The organism is Aeromicrobium sp. CFBP 8757 (genome assembly GCF_014841755.1).
Classification (GTDB): Bacteria; Actinomycetota; Actinomycetes; order Propionibacteriales; family Nocardioidaceae; genus Aeromicrobium.
The window spans coordinates 20,772-33,967 of sequence record NZ_JACYUM010000008.1; the positions used below are offsets into that span (position 1 = coordinate 20,772).

Sequence of the window (13,196 nt, forward strand, 5' to 3'; positions counted from 1 at the left end):
TCACGCGAAGCGGCTGGACTCGAGCTGGTCGAAGCAGTCGAGCACGGCCTCGACGGACGGGATCGCCCGCGTGGCGCCCGGGGCCGCGCTCGGGTTGAGCTTCTGCTCGCGGGCCCGGCGCAGGTGGCGCTTGACGGTGGACGTCGAGCAGTCGAGCCGCTCGGCGAGCTGGTGGCACGTGTCCTTCGGGAAGGCGTGCCGTGCGGCCATGACGGCCTCGTGGCTGACGGGTCCGCCGCCGACGCGCGCCGCGCCGTACGGGGTCGCGGACGACTGCTGGATCTCGATGCCGAGCTGGCGACGGATCGATGCCCGGTCGTCCTCGGTGGTGCAGGCCGCGAAGCCCGAGACGTCGACCTCGACGACCGCGCGGTACAGGCACGTGACCAGCAGGGGGCAGCCGGCGCACTGGCGGTGCGCGGACGCACGCTTCAGGGTCAGGCTCTCCCAGTCGGCGGCGCTGAGCTCGGTGCGGGACGGCGGCGTGTGCAGGCGCTCGTCCAGGTAGACCTCCGGCACCGAGGCGCACGGGGGGGTGACGACGTCGACCGTGGCGGTCATGGGGGCTCCCTCTTGCAGTCATTTCGCCGAACGTGATGGAGACCACCGGCGACACTCCTGCGCCGGACGCCTGTCACGTTCGGGGTAAATGCTAGAGGTACATGCCCCCTGAGGTGTTGTTTTCGCCCGAAGACTCCGAATCGTTACTTTTGCTGTCGTTTGGACCCGGCAGGGCCAGGCGCATGGTCTGCAGCTGTGACTGGGCCTGCACCTGCTGCGCGTAGAGCGCCGCCTGAATGCCGTGGAACAGCCCCTCGAGCCAGCCGACCAGCTGGGCCTGCGCGATGCGCAGCTCGCCCTCGCTGGGCGACTCGCCCTCGAACGGCAGGCTCAGGCGCTCGAGCTCGTCGACCAGCTCGGGGGCCAGGCCGTCCTTGAGCTCCTCGAGCGACTGCAGGTGGATCGTGCGCAGACGGCTGCGGCTGGCGTCGTCGAGCGGCGCGGCCTTCACCTCGTCGAGCAGCTGGCGGATCATCGCGCCGATGCGCATGACCTTCGCGGGCTGCTCGACGAGCTCGCCGAGGGGCGTGCCGGTGTCGTTGCCGGTGCCGGGCAGGGTGACGGACTGGCCGTCGGGGCCGATGACGTCGGGGTGCGGCTCGCTCATGCGCTCCACCCTAGTCAGCGGCGACGACGTCACAACGTGAGCAGCACCTTGCCGGTGTGGGTCGAGTCCTCGAGCTCCTGGTGCGCGGCGCGGACGTCCTCGAGCGGATACGTCGCGTGGACGATCGGACGGACCGTGCCGTCGGCGACCAGCGGCCACACCTGCGCGACCATCGCCGACACGATCGCCGACTTCTCCGACACCGGACGCGCCCGCAGCGACGTCGCCATGACGGCGGCCCGCTTGGTCAGCAGCGCGCCGAGGTTGAGCTCGGCCTTGACGCCGCCCTGCATGCCGATGACGACGAGCCGTCCGGCGGTGTTGAGGGCCGCGACGTTCGAGGCGAGGTACTTGCCGCCGATGATGTCGAGGATGACGTCGGCGCGCAGGTCGGCGGCCTTCATCTCCTCGACGAAGTCCTGCTCGCGGTAGTTGATGGTCAGGTCGGCGCCGAGCTCGCGGCAGAACGCCGCCTTCTCCTCCGAGCCGACCGTGACGACGACCGTGGCGCCGAACGCCTTGCCGAGCTGGATCGCCATCGTGCCGATGCCGCTGCCGCCACCGTGGACGAGCAGCGTCTCGCCGTGCTGCAGCTTGCCCATCATGAAGACGTTCGACCAGACGGTCGCGGCGACCTCCATGAGGCCCGCGGCCTCGGTCAGCGTCACGCCGTCGGGCGCGATCGCGACCTGCCCGGCAGGGACGGCGACGTACTCGGCGTAGCCGCCGCCGCTCAGGAGCGCGCACACGTGCTCTCCCGGCTGCAGGTCGGTGACGCCGTCGCCGACGGCCACGATGTCGCCCGAGCACTCGAGCCCCAGGACGTCCGTCGCGCCGGGCGGCGGATCGTAGTGTCCCTGCCGTTGCAGCAGGTCGGCCCGGTTGACGCCGGCCGCGGTGACGCGGATCAGCACCTCGCCGGGGGCCGGCTCGGGGGTGGGGCGGTCGACGACCTGGAGGGCATCGACGCCGCCAGGTGTGGGAGCAGTGACTGCGCGCATCTCATGAACGGTAACGGGCCGCTGTCAGGCCGGACCTGACAGGATGGTCGTCATGCGTGTCGCCGTCGTCCAGCTCGCTGCCGAGATCGACTCGCGGGGCAACCGCGAGGCGGTCGTCCGGCAGCTCTCGACGCTGGGCCCGGACGACGACCTCGACCTCGTGGTGCTGCCCGAGGCGACGATGCACGACTTCGGCTCGACCGACCACGACCTCGCGGCCGTCGCCGAGCCGCTCGACGGCCCGTTCGTCGCGATGCTGGCCACCGAGGCCGTCCGCCTGGGCGCCACGGTCGTCGCCGGCATGTTCGAGCGCGTCGACGGGGCGCTGCCGTTCAACACCCTCGTGGTCGTCGGCCCCGACGGCGCCCTGCGCACGTCGTACCGCAAGATCCACCTGTACGACTCGTTCGGCTACAAGGAGTCCGAGCGGCTCCTGCCGGGCGAGGTCGAGCCGGTGGTCGTCGACGTCGACGGACGCCGGGTGGGCCTCATGACCTGCTACGACCTGCGGTTCCCCGAGCTGGCGCGGGCCCTCGTCGACGCCGGCGCCGAGACGCTCGTCGTCCCGGCCGCGTGGGTCGCCGGCGACCACAAGCTCGACCACTGGCGCACGCTGCTGCGCGCGCGGGCCATCGAGAACACCGTGCACGTCGTCGCGGCGGCGCAGGGTGGCGAGCGCTACACGGGCCATTCCTTGGTCGTCGATCCGTGGGGCTCTATCGTGGTCGAGGCCGATTCGGACGACCAGATCATCCGGGCCGACGTGAAGGCCGACGAGGTCGCCCGCGCCCGGGACGTCAACCCGTCGCTCGCCAACCGGAGACTTGCCCGTCAAGGGAGGACGCCCAGCTCATGACCCAGACCGCCCACGGTGGACGCCGGCGCCTCGACGCGTCGGTGCCGCCGGAGTACGACGTCCCGACGCGCCAACCGCGCATCGAGTCGGCCCGTACGGTGCGGCTCATCATGGTCGGCGTCTTCGGCCTGTGGGTGGTGGGCGTCGCGGGTGCGCTGACGTCGGTCGTCGCGGTCGGCGCACCGTCGTGGCTGCAGCGTCCGTCGGCGGCACTGCTGATGGTCGTGTTCGCGGTGGGCCTGACGCACCGCGGCGGCGGGCACATGCGCATCTGGCTGCCCATCACGGCAGCACTCGGCGTGGCCGCGGTGGTGGTCGAGACCAACGTGCTGCTGGCGTCCGCCGCCGCGCTGACGGCGATCCTGTCGGCGGTCTGGGCGGTGCTGGTGACCCGCCCGGCCGACTCGCTCGTGGCGGTGCTGCGCGAGTTCGGCCTGACGATCGTCGTCGCGCTCAGCGGCACCGTCGCGGTCGCGGCGTGGAACGCGCCGGTGAACTACCAGCGCTTCAACCTGATGGTCATCGCGATCGCGCTGGGCCTGGCCATCACGCTGGTCTGGAACCTGGGCGCGGGCCTGCACGGGCTCGGCAAGCAGAACCTGGCGATCCTCGCGGGCGCGGCCGTGCTGCTGCTCCTGCTGCTGGCCTACAGCAGCTTCGTCCGCTCGCACGGCTCCGACATCCTGGTCGACACCTTCAGCGACCTGGTGGGGTGGATGCGCCGGACGTTCGAGGGCGTCCCCCGGCCGGTCGAGGTGTTCATCGGCTTCCCGGCGCTGATCGTGGGCGTCTCGCTGCGGTCGAAGCGGCGCGACGGCTGGTGGGTGCTGGTGTTCGCCGTCATCGGCACCGCGGTGCTCTCGACGTCGCTCGTGACGCCCGGCGCGTTCCCGACCTACATCGCCCTGTCGACGCTCTACTCGGCGGTGCTGGGCCTCGGTGTCGGCCTGCTCGCGCGGCACTACGCGATGCGTCAGGGCTCGGCCCGCGCGGCCCGCGCGATCGAGCAAGTCGTCCGCGTGGAGCCTCCCCGTTTCGCTCCGCTGAAGTAGAACCGGTGGCGTGCACCGGCCCCAACGGTGCGATAATCGGTCTCGGCGCAGCACCTCGCGGGGTGCCGCCGCCAGGAGGGGTGCCGGAGCGGCCGATCGGAAGCGCCTTGAAAGCGCTCGCTGGCAGCGATGTCAGCCGCGGGTTCGAATCCCGCCCCCTCTGCCGGTCGGGACGAGGCCCGGGCTCGCGTGGCCCGGGCCTCGCCCTCGTCACGGCCCTCGTGCAGCACGTGACGGTCGCTCGGGCGACAATGGTGGCGATGTCCCAGCCCACTCCCGGTCCGTCCGCCAGCCCCTCGACGACGACCTACCGTCTCGACCGCCGTTACGTCCTGACGTCCGTCGGCGTCCAGCTGATCGGCGCGGGCATCGCGGCGATGCTCGCCTTCCTGGTGTGGGAGTGGATCGGCCTGCTGGCGGTCGTCCTGCTGCTCAACGCCGTCCGGGTGCTGGTGCTGCCGCCGACGGTCGTGCGCGCCGACCCCGAGGGTGTCCGCCTGGGTGGCCCCGTGAGCGCACGACCCGTGCACGTGCGGTGGGCGGACGTCGAGGACGTCAGCATCGGCCGGGGCGAGCTCGTGTTCACGCGGGCGGACGGCGGCTCGGTCGTCTTCTCGCTGGTGCACCTGGGATCTCGGGCCAACACTTTCGCGCGGGACGTGTACGACCGGCTCAACGTCGCCAACGGCTACACCCGCTTCGACCCCGAGGCCTGACCGCGCCGAAGCACCCCCGAACGCATCGTCGTGCCTCGGGGGCGACGGTGCGTCCGGCGGTGCCGGGTGGTGATGGGTGCCTAGGCGGCTCGGTCTGGTTGGTCGGCGCGGAACCGATGGTTGCGCCGCGGCCGTCGCCGGGGATCGATCGACGCGGGTGGGACGTACTCGGGGTGTCCATCGTCGGCGAAGACGATGTCCCAGTCCTGCGCGTGGACGATGCGGTGGTGGTGCGGGCAGATCAGCACCATGTCGTGCAGGTCGGTGGTGCCGCCGGCGGCCCAGGTCTTGCGGGCATGGTGGCCCACGCACCAGGACGGCGGACGGGTGCAGCCGGGGAAGGTGCAGCCTCCGTCGCGACCCTCAGCAGCGCGCCGCTGGGCCCGGTTGAACAGGCGCTTCTCGCGTCCGCAGTCGAGCGGCAGGGGAGCGCCGTCGAACACCATCGGCAGGATGGCCTGCTCGCAGGCCATGCGTCGCACCTCGGAGGCGCTGACGCGGCAGCCGGTGGTGAGGGTGCCGGCCTTCAGGCCGTCGATGAGCGACCGGAGCTCGATCGACACGCTGACCGTCACGCCGACGCCCGCCGTCTGCGGCAGCTCGCCGCCGGGGATGTGCTCGATGAACGTGCAGAACGCCTCGGCCATCTGCTGGCCGTAGGTCGGGGGAGCGTCGTAGATGGCGGCCGCGACGTCGTCGTCGGTGTTCTTGACCTGCGGCGCGTTGAGCGCCTCGAGGGCGTTCTTGAGCATCTCGCCCTGAGCCTCGGGGATGACGAACTCGCCCTTGTAGGTGCCGTCCTTGCGGTCGGCCATCCAGAAGTACGACTTCTTGCGCGCCTCGGTCTCGCGGTCGCGCAGGGTCTTGTCTTCATGGGCGTCGACCTCGTCGTCGTCGGCGAACGTGTCGCTGATGCGGTCGGCCCGACGGCCGAGGTCTTTGAGCGACATCTTCTTGGCGTCGTCGAGCAGCTGCGTCTCGGCTCCCTCGCGCTGCGCCTCGGACGGGTTGCCCTGGAGGGAGCCGAGCTTGCCGGCGATGAGATCTGCCTGCGCCTCGGAGACCTCGCCGTTGGCGAGCGCCTTCTCGGTGGCCGATCCGGCCTGCACCTTCTTGGCCCGCTTGACCATCTTGGCCGCGGCGGCCTCGTCGCCGCCGAACAGGTTGGCCAGCGCCGCACCGGTGGACGTCGCCCCGACGGTCTTCGCGGCCTTGGACGCATCGGCGGCGCGGGTCGCGGCAAACAGGTGTGCCGTGACCCGCGCCTCGAGCCGCGCGAGCCTCTCGCACGCGGCCATCTGCTCGGCCGGCTGCATGGAGTCGTAGACGTCGAGCCGAAGCGCATCCAGCGCCTCGGCGATCGTGACCATCGTCGACTCGAACATGTATTCGACTCTACCCAAGAGTCGCACGTGAGTCAAGCGTCTCGGTGTCCGAATGTGTTGGCATTGCAGTCGATAAGAACGCTTGCAGGTGCCCCTCCCGACGCTACACACTCCCTCCGACATCGCGATCGGCCGAGTGCTCGTCCGTCCACAGGGCGTCGCCGCACAGCACGGAGACGCCCGAAGGAGCGGCCGATTCGTCGTGGGCCGCGGACGGTCGCTATCCTGTTCCGGTTGCACGTTTCGGCGTGCTGCGGGGAGGTGTCGCATAGTGGCCTAGTGCGCCCGCCTGCTAAGCGGGTTGAGGTTTAAACCTCTCGCGAGTTCAAATCTCGCCACCTCCGCCCCGCAGAGACACGAAGAAGCCCCCGACAGGTTCGCGCCTGTCGGGGGCTTCTCCGTCTCTCCGCCACACTGGCCCCATGCGCATGACGAGGCGGACGACCTGGGCAGCCCTGCCCGTCCTGGCGATGCTGACGCTCGCGGGGTGCTCCGAGCTGACGCCGACGCAGACGTTCGACCAGCGCAAGGGGACGACGAGGGTCGCCGAGCTCATCGACCAGCGCGGCGACGCCGTCCGGCCGGTGACGCTGAAGACGCCCACGAGCGACTTCTACCTGCACATGGACTGCATCGGTGACGACGACGCCGAGATCGTCGTCGCGATCAGCGGCGTGGGCGAGGGGGCGGTCCCGTGCTCGTCCGACAGTGGCGGCGGCCCGGGGCTCATCGGATTGAACAAGGTCGAGGGTGATCCGATCTCGACGTTCGACGTGAAGGTCAGCGTCCCGAAGGGCGCCCGGTGGTCGGCGGCCGTGGACGTCGAGCCGGCCGGGTGACCCGCTCTCAGGCCTGGTCGGTCGCGACGGGGTAGATCGATGCCAGCAGCCCGGGGCCCTCGTCGGTCGACAGGTCCCAGAGCCGGCTGAGCGGAATGACCACGACGAGCTCGACGACGGCGGCAGCCCCCAGCGTCACCACCGTCGCGAGGGCCACGTCGCCGAGGTCGGAGTCGCTGTCGACCACCGCGAACAGCACGATGATCGCCAGCGCGAGCGTGAACCGGACGACGACGCCCGCAACCACGACGGCCACGAGGCTCACGGCGAACAGCACGACGGTGAACAGGTCCCACCGGCCGCCGTCGTCCTCGACGTCGTCCGACCCCGCGTCCGCCTCCGCCGACGACCCCCGCGGCGCGATGCTCGCGGGGTGGTTGCTCCGGTGCCAGAGCATGACGGCGGTGCACGCCACGGCCGTGAGCAGGGCAGCCAGCACCGCGCCGTCGCGCGACCACGTCGCGACGATGAGGCCGGAGCAGAGGACCGCGGCCGTCACCGGCACGGAGAAGCTCAGCGTCTCGAGCGTGATCTTGCGCCGCGTCTGGCGACCGTCACGACCCGTCATGGGCCCATCGTCCCATCGAAAGCTGTCGCTCCGTCTCATTTCGCGTTCGACCTCCCGCCCTGCCCGGCGGAGGTACGCTGGGATCCGCTGCGGGGACTGGGCAGCGGCAACTGACCGGAGTGCGATGAGCGAGGCGACGAGCGGTCTGAAGAGCCTGGCCGCCATGGCCCGCATGCTGGCAGACCAGCACGAGTTGGACGACATCCTCGAGACGGCCGCCGAGCAGGCGCGCACGGCTCTCGGGGCCGCGACGGTGTCGATCAGCCGCCTGAACGACTCGGGCGAGGACGTCCGCACCCTCATCAACGTCGGCGACCTCGGCGACGGCGAGGAGCGGTGGCCCGCCGACGAGACGTATCCGGTGTCGGGCCTCAGCCGTCTGACGTCGGCGATCCGTGAGCGTCGCACCTTCGTCGACAGCATCGACGACGAGGGGCTGCCGGTCGAGGAGCGCTACCTGCTCGAGCGCTTCGGCAAGGGCTCGTCGTTGTCGACGGCGATCGTCGTCGACGGACGGTCGTGGGGCGAGTTCTACGCGACGCGGCACATCGGCGAGAAGGTCTTCGACGACGACGGCGTCGCCTACACCGACGTCCTCGTGGCGATCCTGGCCGCGGCCGTCTCGCGGGCCATCCGCGAGGCCGACCTGCAGAAGCTCGCCTACCGCGATCCGCTGACGAGCCTGCTCAACCGCCGGGCGCTCGACGAGCACGCGGCCAGGCTGTTCGACCTGGGCGACGAGGCGTCGCGCGAGATCGCGATCGTCGCGATGGACATCGACGGCCTCAAGCTCGTGAACGACACCGAGGGCCACCCGATGGGCGACCAGATGATCCGTGCGGTCGCGGCGGCGCTGACGTTCATGTTCGACCGGGTCGAGTCGAGCGTCGTGGCCCGGGTGGGCGGCGACGAGTTCACGATCCTGGTCTCGGGCGACGACGTCGGGGTGATCGAGAAGCTCGTCAACGCGCTGTGCCGCGACGTGGCCGAGAAGAGCAACCGCATCGGCCTGTCGGCCGGCATGGCGTCGGTGGTGCTGACTCCCGACTCCACCAGCACGCTGACCGACCTGTTCGCGGCGGCCGACAAGGCGCTCTACGTCGCCAAGCGGACGCAGTCGCCGATCGCCGTCCTGGCCGAGCCGCTCAGCGACTGACGGGCTGCCGCTGGCGCAGACGACGTCCGGCCACCACCAGCAGGCCGCCGATCGCGCCGCCGGCGGTGTTGGCGACGACGTCGTTGACGCTCGCGAACCGCTCGGGCCGCAGCACCTGCTGCAGGATCTCGATCGTCAGGCTCGTCGCGAACGCGACCCCGGCCGCGTGCAGCCACCCGCGGTGACGCCACCACAGCAGCAGCAGGACGCCGAGCGGCACGAACAGCGCGATGTTGGCGGTGAACTCGACGAGGTCGTAGCCCTGCCACGGGTCGAGGCCCAGCCGGTCGATCGTCCACGCGACCGGGGCGAGGTCGACGACGGCGACGTTGCGGTCGACGGGCGTCTTCCAGAGGCCGATCAGGGCGAGTGCGAACGCGTACGCCCCTGCTGCCAGCAGGAGCCATCGTGAGCGCATCCCTCGATCGTAGTGAGGGCGTGGTCGCCGGGCACGGGTCACACGTGTCGGGTGGGACACGTGGGACCTAGGTCTCGGTACCAGCGACTAGGCTCGGACAGGTGAGTCCCCTCGTGCAGCGCCTCCTCCTGGCCGTCTTCGTGGTCGTCGACGTGATCCTGGTCGTGGGCGCCGTGCGGCACGTCAACGGCACCCCGCCGGAGTCGGACGTGCCCCGGTCGTCGGCGTCCGCGACGGCGCCGACCCCGTCGGCCAGCGAGCCGACCGAAGCGGGGACGACCCAGCAGATCCCGTACGACTTCACGGCCGCCGAGGCCGTCGCGATGTCGGCGGCGAACGACGGCACGATCGTCTACGGCACCCGCGGACGGTGCACCGACCCGGCCGCCTCGGTGCAGATCTCGACCGACGGCGGCGCCGACTTCGCACCGTCCCAGACCGGTCTGACCTCGACGCTCGCGGTGCGTGCGACCGACGCCAGCTCGATCGCGGTGGTCGGCACGACGTCCGACTGCGACGTCCGCCAGGTCACCAGCTCCGACGGTGGACGCACGTGGACGACCGCCGACGACGTCGACCTCTGGTACCCGCGCCCCGACGACAGCGCGTCGGTCGTGACGCCCGACGGACGCTCGAAGCCCGCCGAGGGGTGCGTCGTCACGTCCGTCAGCCAGGTCACGGCCGAGTCGGGGCGCGTGTCGTGCGCCGACGGCTCGATCATCGGCTCGGGCGACGACGGCGAGACATGGGTGGCGCTGGGGCGCCTCGACAACGTCCGCGTCAGCACCTTCCTGACGCCGAGCGCGGGCTTCGCGCTGGCCCGCTACAACGGCTGCGCCGCCAACGCGTTCACGACGGCTGACGGGGGAGTGACGTGGACCCCGGGCGGGTGCATCTCGGGCGAGCCCGCCAAGGCCATCGCCGCGACGTCGAGCGCGCTCTTCGCGGTCGTCGACGACGGTGTCTACAACAGCACCAACAACGGCCTGGCCTGGATGCAGCCCTGATCAGTCCGGGCGCCGTGCCGTCGACTGGTGCACCGGGTGCACGAAGATCACGGTGCGGCCGTCCTCGACGCTGACGTAGTACGAGTCGGGGCGGATGGCCCTGACGTAGACGACCTGGATGTCGGGATCGTCGGCGAGGAACCGCGCGAGGACCTGACGAACTCTGTCCGGAATGTCGCTCAGCCCCTTCCGTCCGTTCCGCCGACCATGTTACTGACCGGTACGAGCTGCCATCATAGGCAAAACGCGGGTCAGCGCGAGAGGGCTTGCGTCACACCGGGTCGGTGGAACGCAGCGACCGGGTCATGCTCTGCAGGGCCGCGAACGCCGCCGCCTGCTCGGTGCGGCTCATGCCCGCGAGCATCCTGACCTCGACTGACCGCACCGCCGCGGTGGCCTTCGCGAGGCTCCGGCGTCCGCGCGGGGTGAGCCGCGTCGGCAGCACCTTGCCGACGGGGGCCTCGGCCGGCCGGGTCACGTAGCCGTCGCGCTCGAGGGTCTGCAGCAGGACGTTCATCGACTGCCGCGTCACGAAGGCGCCGCGCGCGAGCTCGGAGTTCGACAACCCCGGTCGCTGCGACAGCAGCTCGAGGCAGGAGTAGTGCGTCACGGTCATGCCGAGCGGGCGCAGCACCTCCTCCATCGAGGCGCGCAGCGCGCTCGACGCCTCCTTCAGCAGGTACCCGAGGGACGTCTCGAGGTCGATGCCGTCTTGACTCATGTCAGTATTCTGACATACGGTCGAGATGTCAGATAACTGACACGCATCGAAGGAGCAGCACCATGCCCGTCACCGGACCCGACTTCATCTCCCTGCAGGCCACCGACCTCGCCGCCTCGCAGGCGTTCTACGAGCAGTACCTCGGCCTGGTGCGCTCACCGGCCGGACCGCCGCACGCCGTGGTCTTCGAGACCACGCCGATCGCGTTCGCCCTGCGCGACGTCGTCGAGGGCACCGACATCGCCTCGGCGCCGCAGCCCGGCATCGGTGCCGCGATCTGGCTGCACGCCACGGACGTCCAGGCGATCCACGACTCACTGGCCGCCGACGGCCACACGATTGTGTCGGCGCCGATCGACGGACCCTTCGGCCGCACGTTCACCTTCGCCGACCCGGACGGCTACCGGATCACGCTCCACGACCGCGCCTGAGCGGCGCAGCGGGGATCAGCAGGCGCTAGGGATGACCGAGCTCTCGGAGCCCGGCTTGATCGACGGTGTGGCCAGCAGGCGCGTCGCCCAGCGCTGACCGTCACTGCCGCTGATCGTGGCCTTGACGGTCACGGTCTGGCCCGGGTCGAGCTGCACCGTGGTGAGGTCGACGCCGCGTCCGTCCTGCGTCAGGGGGTAGGCGGCGTCCTCGCCGTCGATCGTCAGGGCCGTGACCTTGCCGCCGTTGGGCGCGTAGACGTAGTAGTTGAGCAGCATCGAGCCAGGCTCGGCGCCGAAGCCCGGCCCGCGGATCGACTCGGGCAGCTGGGCCGAGTCGGCGGGAGCGGACGACGTCAGCGTCGTGGTGGTCTCGAACGACTGCGTGCCGCTCTCGGTGCACCGGGTGGCCTTGGCCGAGATGTCGTAGTCGAGGTAGTACTGCATCTTCGCGCCGGTGGCGTCGTTCAGGTAGATGCCGATGGCAGAGTTCGCGGCCTTGCCCGTCGGCAGCTTGCCGGCGACGGCGGAGTCGCCGAGCGCGTCGGTGATCGCGCTGTCCTTCGTCCACACCTGCACGCGACGCTCGTCGGTCGCCTTGGTGAGCGCCTTGAGCAGGGCCGTCGGGTCGCCCTGGCCGGCCAGCACCTTGTCGAAGATCTTCTGCGTGGCCGAGGCGAAGAAGGCGTCCTGCGCGTCGGGCTCGGGGTAGTTCACGTAGACGCCGTTGAGCAGCACGTCGACGGCGTTGGACGACGTGAGAGTCGAGCCGTCGTCCAGCGTGATGGGGCCGATGCCCTCGAGCACGTACGACAGGGTCACGGGGTCGACCGACAGCACGCCGTCGACGTCGATGTTCTTCTCGCGGGCGAGGATGGCCGTGCCGATCTCGGCAGCCCGCGGGAAGTCGGGGGTGAAGTTGATGTCGCGGAAGTCGCTGACCAGCTTGGTGTCGAAGAGGTCGGTCTCCTCCTGCGAGATGGGCGTCGCCTCGTACGGCAAGTTGCCCATCGATGCTCCCGAGCCCTGTTCGCCGAGCGAGATCTTGCCGTCGTTCACGTCGAGCACGGCGTAGGCACCGGGCAGCCCGCCGGTGGCCCGGATCTCGGCGTTGTTCTGGAAGATCAGCAGGTATCGGTGCTTGCCCGTCAGCATCTGCGGCACGACGGTCGACGCGGTGGTGGCGCGCTGCGCCACGGTGGCCGCGTGGGCCAGCTTGTCCTGCACGTCCTCGACCGGGCCCTGCAGTGAACCGTTGAGCGACGAGGCGTCGATCGCGTCCACCTTGGCCGAGGCGGCCTCGATGACGCGGGCCGACGTCGTGACGTTGGGGCCGATCGCGGCGATGGTCGCGACGTCGATCTTTCCGCCGGCAGGGTTGAACGTCTTGCCGTTGAACTGGTCGGCGATCTCGACCAGGGGCGGCAGTCCGTCGTCCGCCACGGTGCTCAGCGACGAGGTGACGGTGCGTGCGGCCGTGACGTTCCTGCCGGCGATCGGCAACTTCGCGGCGACGGAGAAGATCGCGCCCGAGAGGGTGGAGTCGGCGTCGCCGATGCTCTGCTGCAGCTGCTCGAGCGACGTCCGCGCGGCGGGCTGGTCGCCCGACTCGAGGGCAGTCTGCAGCTCGGACGCGCTGGTGGTGGCGACGTCGATGTCGTCACGTGCCGACGACAGCTCGGTGTAGGCGTAGACGGCGATTGCGACGCCGACGACCACCAGCAGGCCGAGCACGGCCAGGACGATCGTGAGCCGGCGCGGCTTCTTCTTCGCCGTCGGCGCGGTGCGTGAGCTGCTCACGATGGTGTCCCCCTGCTGCTTGGTGCCCTACACACGCAGAAGTGGGGCTGCCGATGGGCAGCCCCACTTCTGAGATGAACG

At 70.6% G+C, this 13,196-nt stretch carries 15 protein-coding genes and 2 tRNA genes; 9 read left to right on the plus strand and 8 right to left on the minus strand.

Annotation, left to right across the window (positions count from 1 at the left end; all coding sequences use genetic code 11):
* The 3 genes from IFT73_RS16745 to IFT73_RS16755 all read right to left on the minus strand — a co-directional run bounded on the left by IFT73_RS16745 (position 1) and on the right by IFT73_RS16755 (position 2,169).
* On the minus strand, positions 1–561 hold the full coding sequence (locus tag IFT73_RS16745) for a sigma-70 family RNA polymerase sigma factor (protein WP_192168602.1): 561 nt from the start codon (positions 559–561) through the stop codon (positions 1–3).
* A 91-nt stretch (positions 562–652) separates the two neighbouring features.
* On the minus strand, positions 653–1,168 hold the full coding sequence (locus tag IFT73_RS16750; RefSeq protein WP_192168603.1) for a bacterial proteasome activator family protein: 516 nt from the start codon (positions 1,166–1,168) through the stop codon (positions 653–655).
* Positions 1,169–1,197: 29 nt separating this feature from the next.
* Positions 1,198–2,169, minus strand: coding sequence for an NAD(P)H-quinone oxidoreductase (locus IFT73_RS16755; RefSeq protein ID WP_056604425.1), 972 nt, complete (start codon positions 2,167–2,169; stop codon positions 1,198–1,200).
* 52 nt (positions 2,170–2,221) lie between these two features.
* Here IFT73_RS16755 and IFT73_RS16760 point away from each other — a divergent pair, with 52 nt between their 5' ends.
* From IFT73_RS16760 to IFT73_RS16775, 4 genes are all read left to right on the plus strand, one after another.
* On the plus strand, positions 2,222–3,025 hold the full coding sequence (locus IFT73_RS16760) for a carbon-nitrogen hydrolase family protein (RefSeq protein WP_192168604.1): 804 nt from the start codon (positions 2,222–2,224) through the stop codon (positions 3,023–3,025).
* Complete coding sequence (locus IFT73_RS16765; RefSeq protein ID WP_192168605.1) at positions 3,022–4,077, plus strand: hypothetical protein; 1,056 nt, start codon at positions 3,022–3,024, stop codon at positions 4,075–4,077. Before IFT73_RS16760 ends, IFT73_RS16765 begins: the two co-directional genes overlap by 4 nt.
* A gap of 74 nt (positions 4,078–4,151) precedes the next feature.
* Positions 4,152–4,240: transfer RNA gene (locus tag IFT73_RS16770), tRNA-Ser, on the plus strand.
* Between the two features lie 97 nt (positions 4,241–4,337).
* Positions 4,338–4,793 (plus strand): PH domain-containing protein, encoded by a 456-nt coding sequence (locus IFT73_RS16775; protein WP_192168606.1) that lies wholly within the window; start codon positions 4,338–4,340, stop codon positions 4,791–4,793.
* An 80-nt stretch (positions 4,794–4,873) separates the two neighbouring features.
* On the opposite strand, the gene IFT73_RS16780 is transcribed toward IFT73_RS16775, so the two are convergent.
* A complete protein-coding gene (locus IFT73_RS16780; RefSeq protein ID WP_192168607.1) occupies positions 4,874–6,178 on the minus strand; it encodes an HNH endonuclease signature motif containing protein in 1,305 nt (434 codons plus the stop codon).
* 257 nt (positions 6,179–6,435) lie between these two features.
* Here IFT73_RS16780 and IFT73_RS16785 point away from each other — a divergent pair.
* Positions 6,436–6,522 (plus strand) — tRNA-Ser (locus IFT73_RS16785).
* A 78-nt stretch (positions 6,523–6,600) separates the two neighbouring features.
* Positions 6,601–7,017 carry a hypothetical protein gene (locus IFT73_RS16790; protein WP_192168608.1) on the plus strand — a complete coding sequence of 139 codons (417 nt, stop codon included), beginning with the start codon at positions 6,601–6,603 and terminating at the stop codon, positions 7,015–7,017.
* A 7-nt stretch (positions 7,018–7,024) separates the two neighbouring features.
* Here the strand turns inward: IFT73_RS16790 and IFT73_RS16795 are convergent, their stop codons facing one another.
* Positions 7,025–7,585: a hypothetical protein gene (locus tag IFT73_RS16795; RefSeq protein ID WP_192168609.1), complete on the minus strand. Its 561-nt coding sequence runs from the start codon at positions 7,583–7,585 to the stop codon at positions 7,025–7,027.
* Positions 7,586–7,709: 124 nt separating this feature from the next.
* Here IFT73_RS16795 and IFT73_RS16800 point away from each other — a divergent pair, with 124 nt between their 5' ends.
* The gene (locus IFT73_RS16800) at positions 7,710–8,741 is read left to right on the plus strand and encodes a sensor domain-containing diguanylate cyclase (protein WP_192168610.1); all 1,032 of its coding nucleotides are present in this window, start codon (positions 7,710–7,712) and stop codon (positions 8,739–8,741) included.
* Here IFT73_RS16800 and IFT73_RS16805 read toward each other — a convergent pair.
* Positions 8,731–9,159, minus strand: coding sequence for a VanZ family protein (locus IFT73_RS16805; RefSeq protein ID WP_192168611.1), 429 nt, complete (start codon positions 9,157–9,159; stop codon positions 8,731–8,733). The two genes, IFT73_RS16800 and IFT73_RS16805, sit on opposite strands and share 11 nt — an antisense overlap.
* Before the next feature lie 101 nt (positions 9,160–9,260).
* Here IFT73_RS16805 and IFT73_RS16810 point away from each other — a divergent pair, with 101 nt between their 5' ends.
* Positions 9,261–10,166 (plus strand): sialidase family protein, encoded by a 906-nt coding sequence (locus IFT73_RS16810; RefSeq protein WP_192168612.1) that lies wholly within the window; start codon positions 9,261–9,263, stop codon positions 10,164–10,166.
* A gap of 271 nt (positions 10,167–10,437) precedes the next feature.
* Here the strand turns inward: IFT73_RS16810 and IFT73_RS16815 are convergent, their stop codons facing one another.
* Complete coding sequence (locus IFT73_RS16815; protein ID WP_192168613.1) at positions 10,438–10,887, minus strand: MarR family winged helix-turn-helix transcriptional regulator; 450 nt, start codon at positions 10,885–10,887, stop codon at positions 10,438–10,440.
* Positions 10,888–10,949: 62 nt separating this feature from the next.
* On the opposite strand from IFT73_RS16815, the gene IFT73_RS16820 reads away from it, so the two are divergent.
* Positions 10,950–11,318 carry a VOC family protein gene (locus IFT73_RS16820; RefSeq protein WP_192168614.1) on the plus strand — a complete coding sequence of 123 codons (369 nt, stop codon included), beginning with the start codon at positions 10,950–10,952 and terminating at the stop codon, positions 11,316–11,318.
* A 15-nt stretch (positions 11,319–11,333) separates the two neighbouring features.
* Here IFT73_RS16820 and IFT73_RS19665 read toward each other — a convergent pair whose 3' ends face one another.
* Positions 11,334–13,115, minus strand: a complete 1,782-nt coding sequence (locus IFT73_RS19665) for a DUF4012 domain-containing protein (RefSeq protein ID WP_192168615.1) — start codon at positions 13,113–13,115, stop codon at positions 11,334–11,336.
* Between the last annotated feature and the right edge of the window lie 81 nt (positions 13,116–13,196).

Coding starts and splice junctions, on each gene's coding strand:
- IFT73_RS16745 (WP_192168602.1), bottom strand. CDS start 561: ATGACCGCCACGGTCGACGTCGTCACCCCCCCGTGCGCCTCGGTGCCG.
- IFT73_RS16750 (WP_192168603.1), bottom strand. CDS start 1,168: ATGAGCGAGCCGCACCCCGACGTCATCGGCCCCGACGGCCAGTCCGTC.
- IFT73_RS16755 (WP_056604425.1), bottom strand. CDS start 2,169: ATGCGCGCAGTCACTGCTCCCACACCTGGCGGCGTCGATGCCCTCCAG.
- IFT73_RS16760 (WP_192168604.1), top strand. CDS start 2,222: ATGCGTGTCGCCGTCGTCCAGCTCGCTGCCGAGATCGACTCGCGGGGC.
- IFT73_RS16765 (WP_192168605.1), top strand. CDS start 3,022: ATGACCCAGACCGCCCACGGTGGACGCCGGCGCCTCGACGCGTCGGTG.
- IFT73_RS16775 (WP_192168606.1), top strand. CDS start 4,338: ATGTCCCAGCCCACTCCCGGTCCGTCCGCCAGCCCCTCGACGACGACC.
- IFT73_RS16780 (WP_192168607.1), bottom strand. CDS start 6,178: ATGTTCGAGTCGACGATGGTCACGATCGCCGAGGCGCTGGATGCGCTT.
- IFT73_RS16790 (WP_192168608.1), top strand. CDS start 6,601: ATGCGCATGACGAGGCGGACGACCTGGGCAGCCCTGCCCGTCCTGGCG.
- IFT73_RS16795 (WP_192168609.1), bottom strand. CDS start 7,585: ATGACGGGTCGTGACGGTCGCCAGACGCGGCGCAAGATCACGCTCGAG.
- IFT73_RS16800 (WP_192168610.1), top strand. CDS start 7,710: ATGAGCGAGGCGACGAGCGGTCTGAAGAGCCTGGCCGCCATGGCCCGC.
- IFT73_RS16805 (WP_192168611.1), bottom strand. CDS start 9,159: ATGCGCTCACGATGGCTCCTGCTGGCAGCAGGGGCGTACGCGTTCGCA.
- IFT73_RS16815 (WP_192168613.1), bottom strand. CDS start 10,887: ATGAGTCAAGACGGCATCGACCTCGAGACGTCCCTCGGGTACCTGCTG.
- IFT73_RS16820 (WP_192168614.1), top strand. CDS start 10,950: ATGCCCGTCACCGGACCCGACTTCATCTCCCTGCAGGCCACCGACCTC.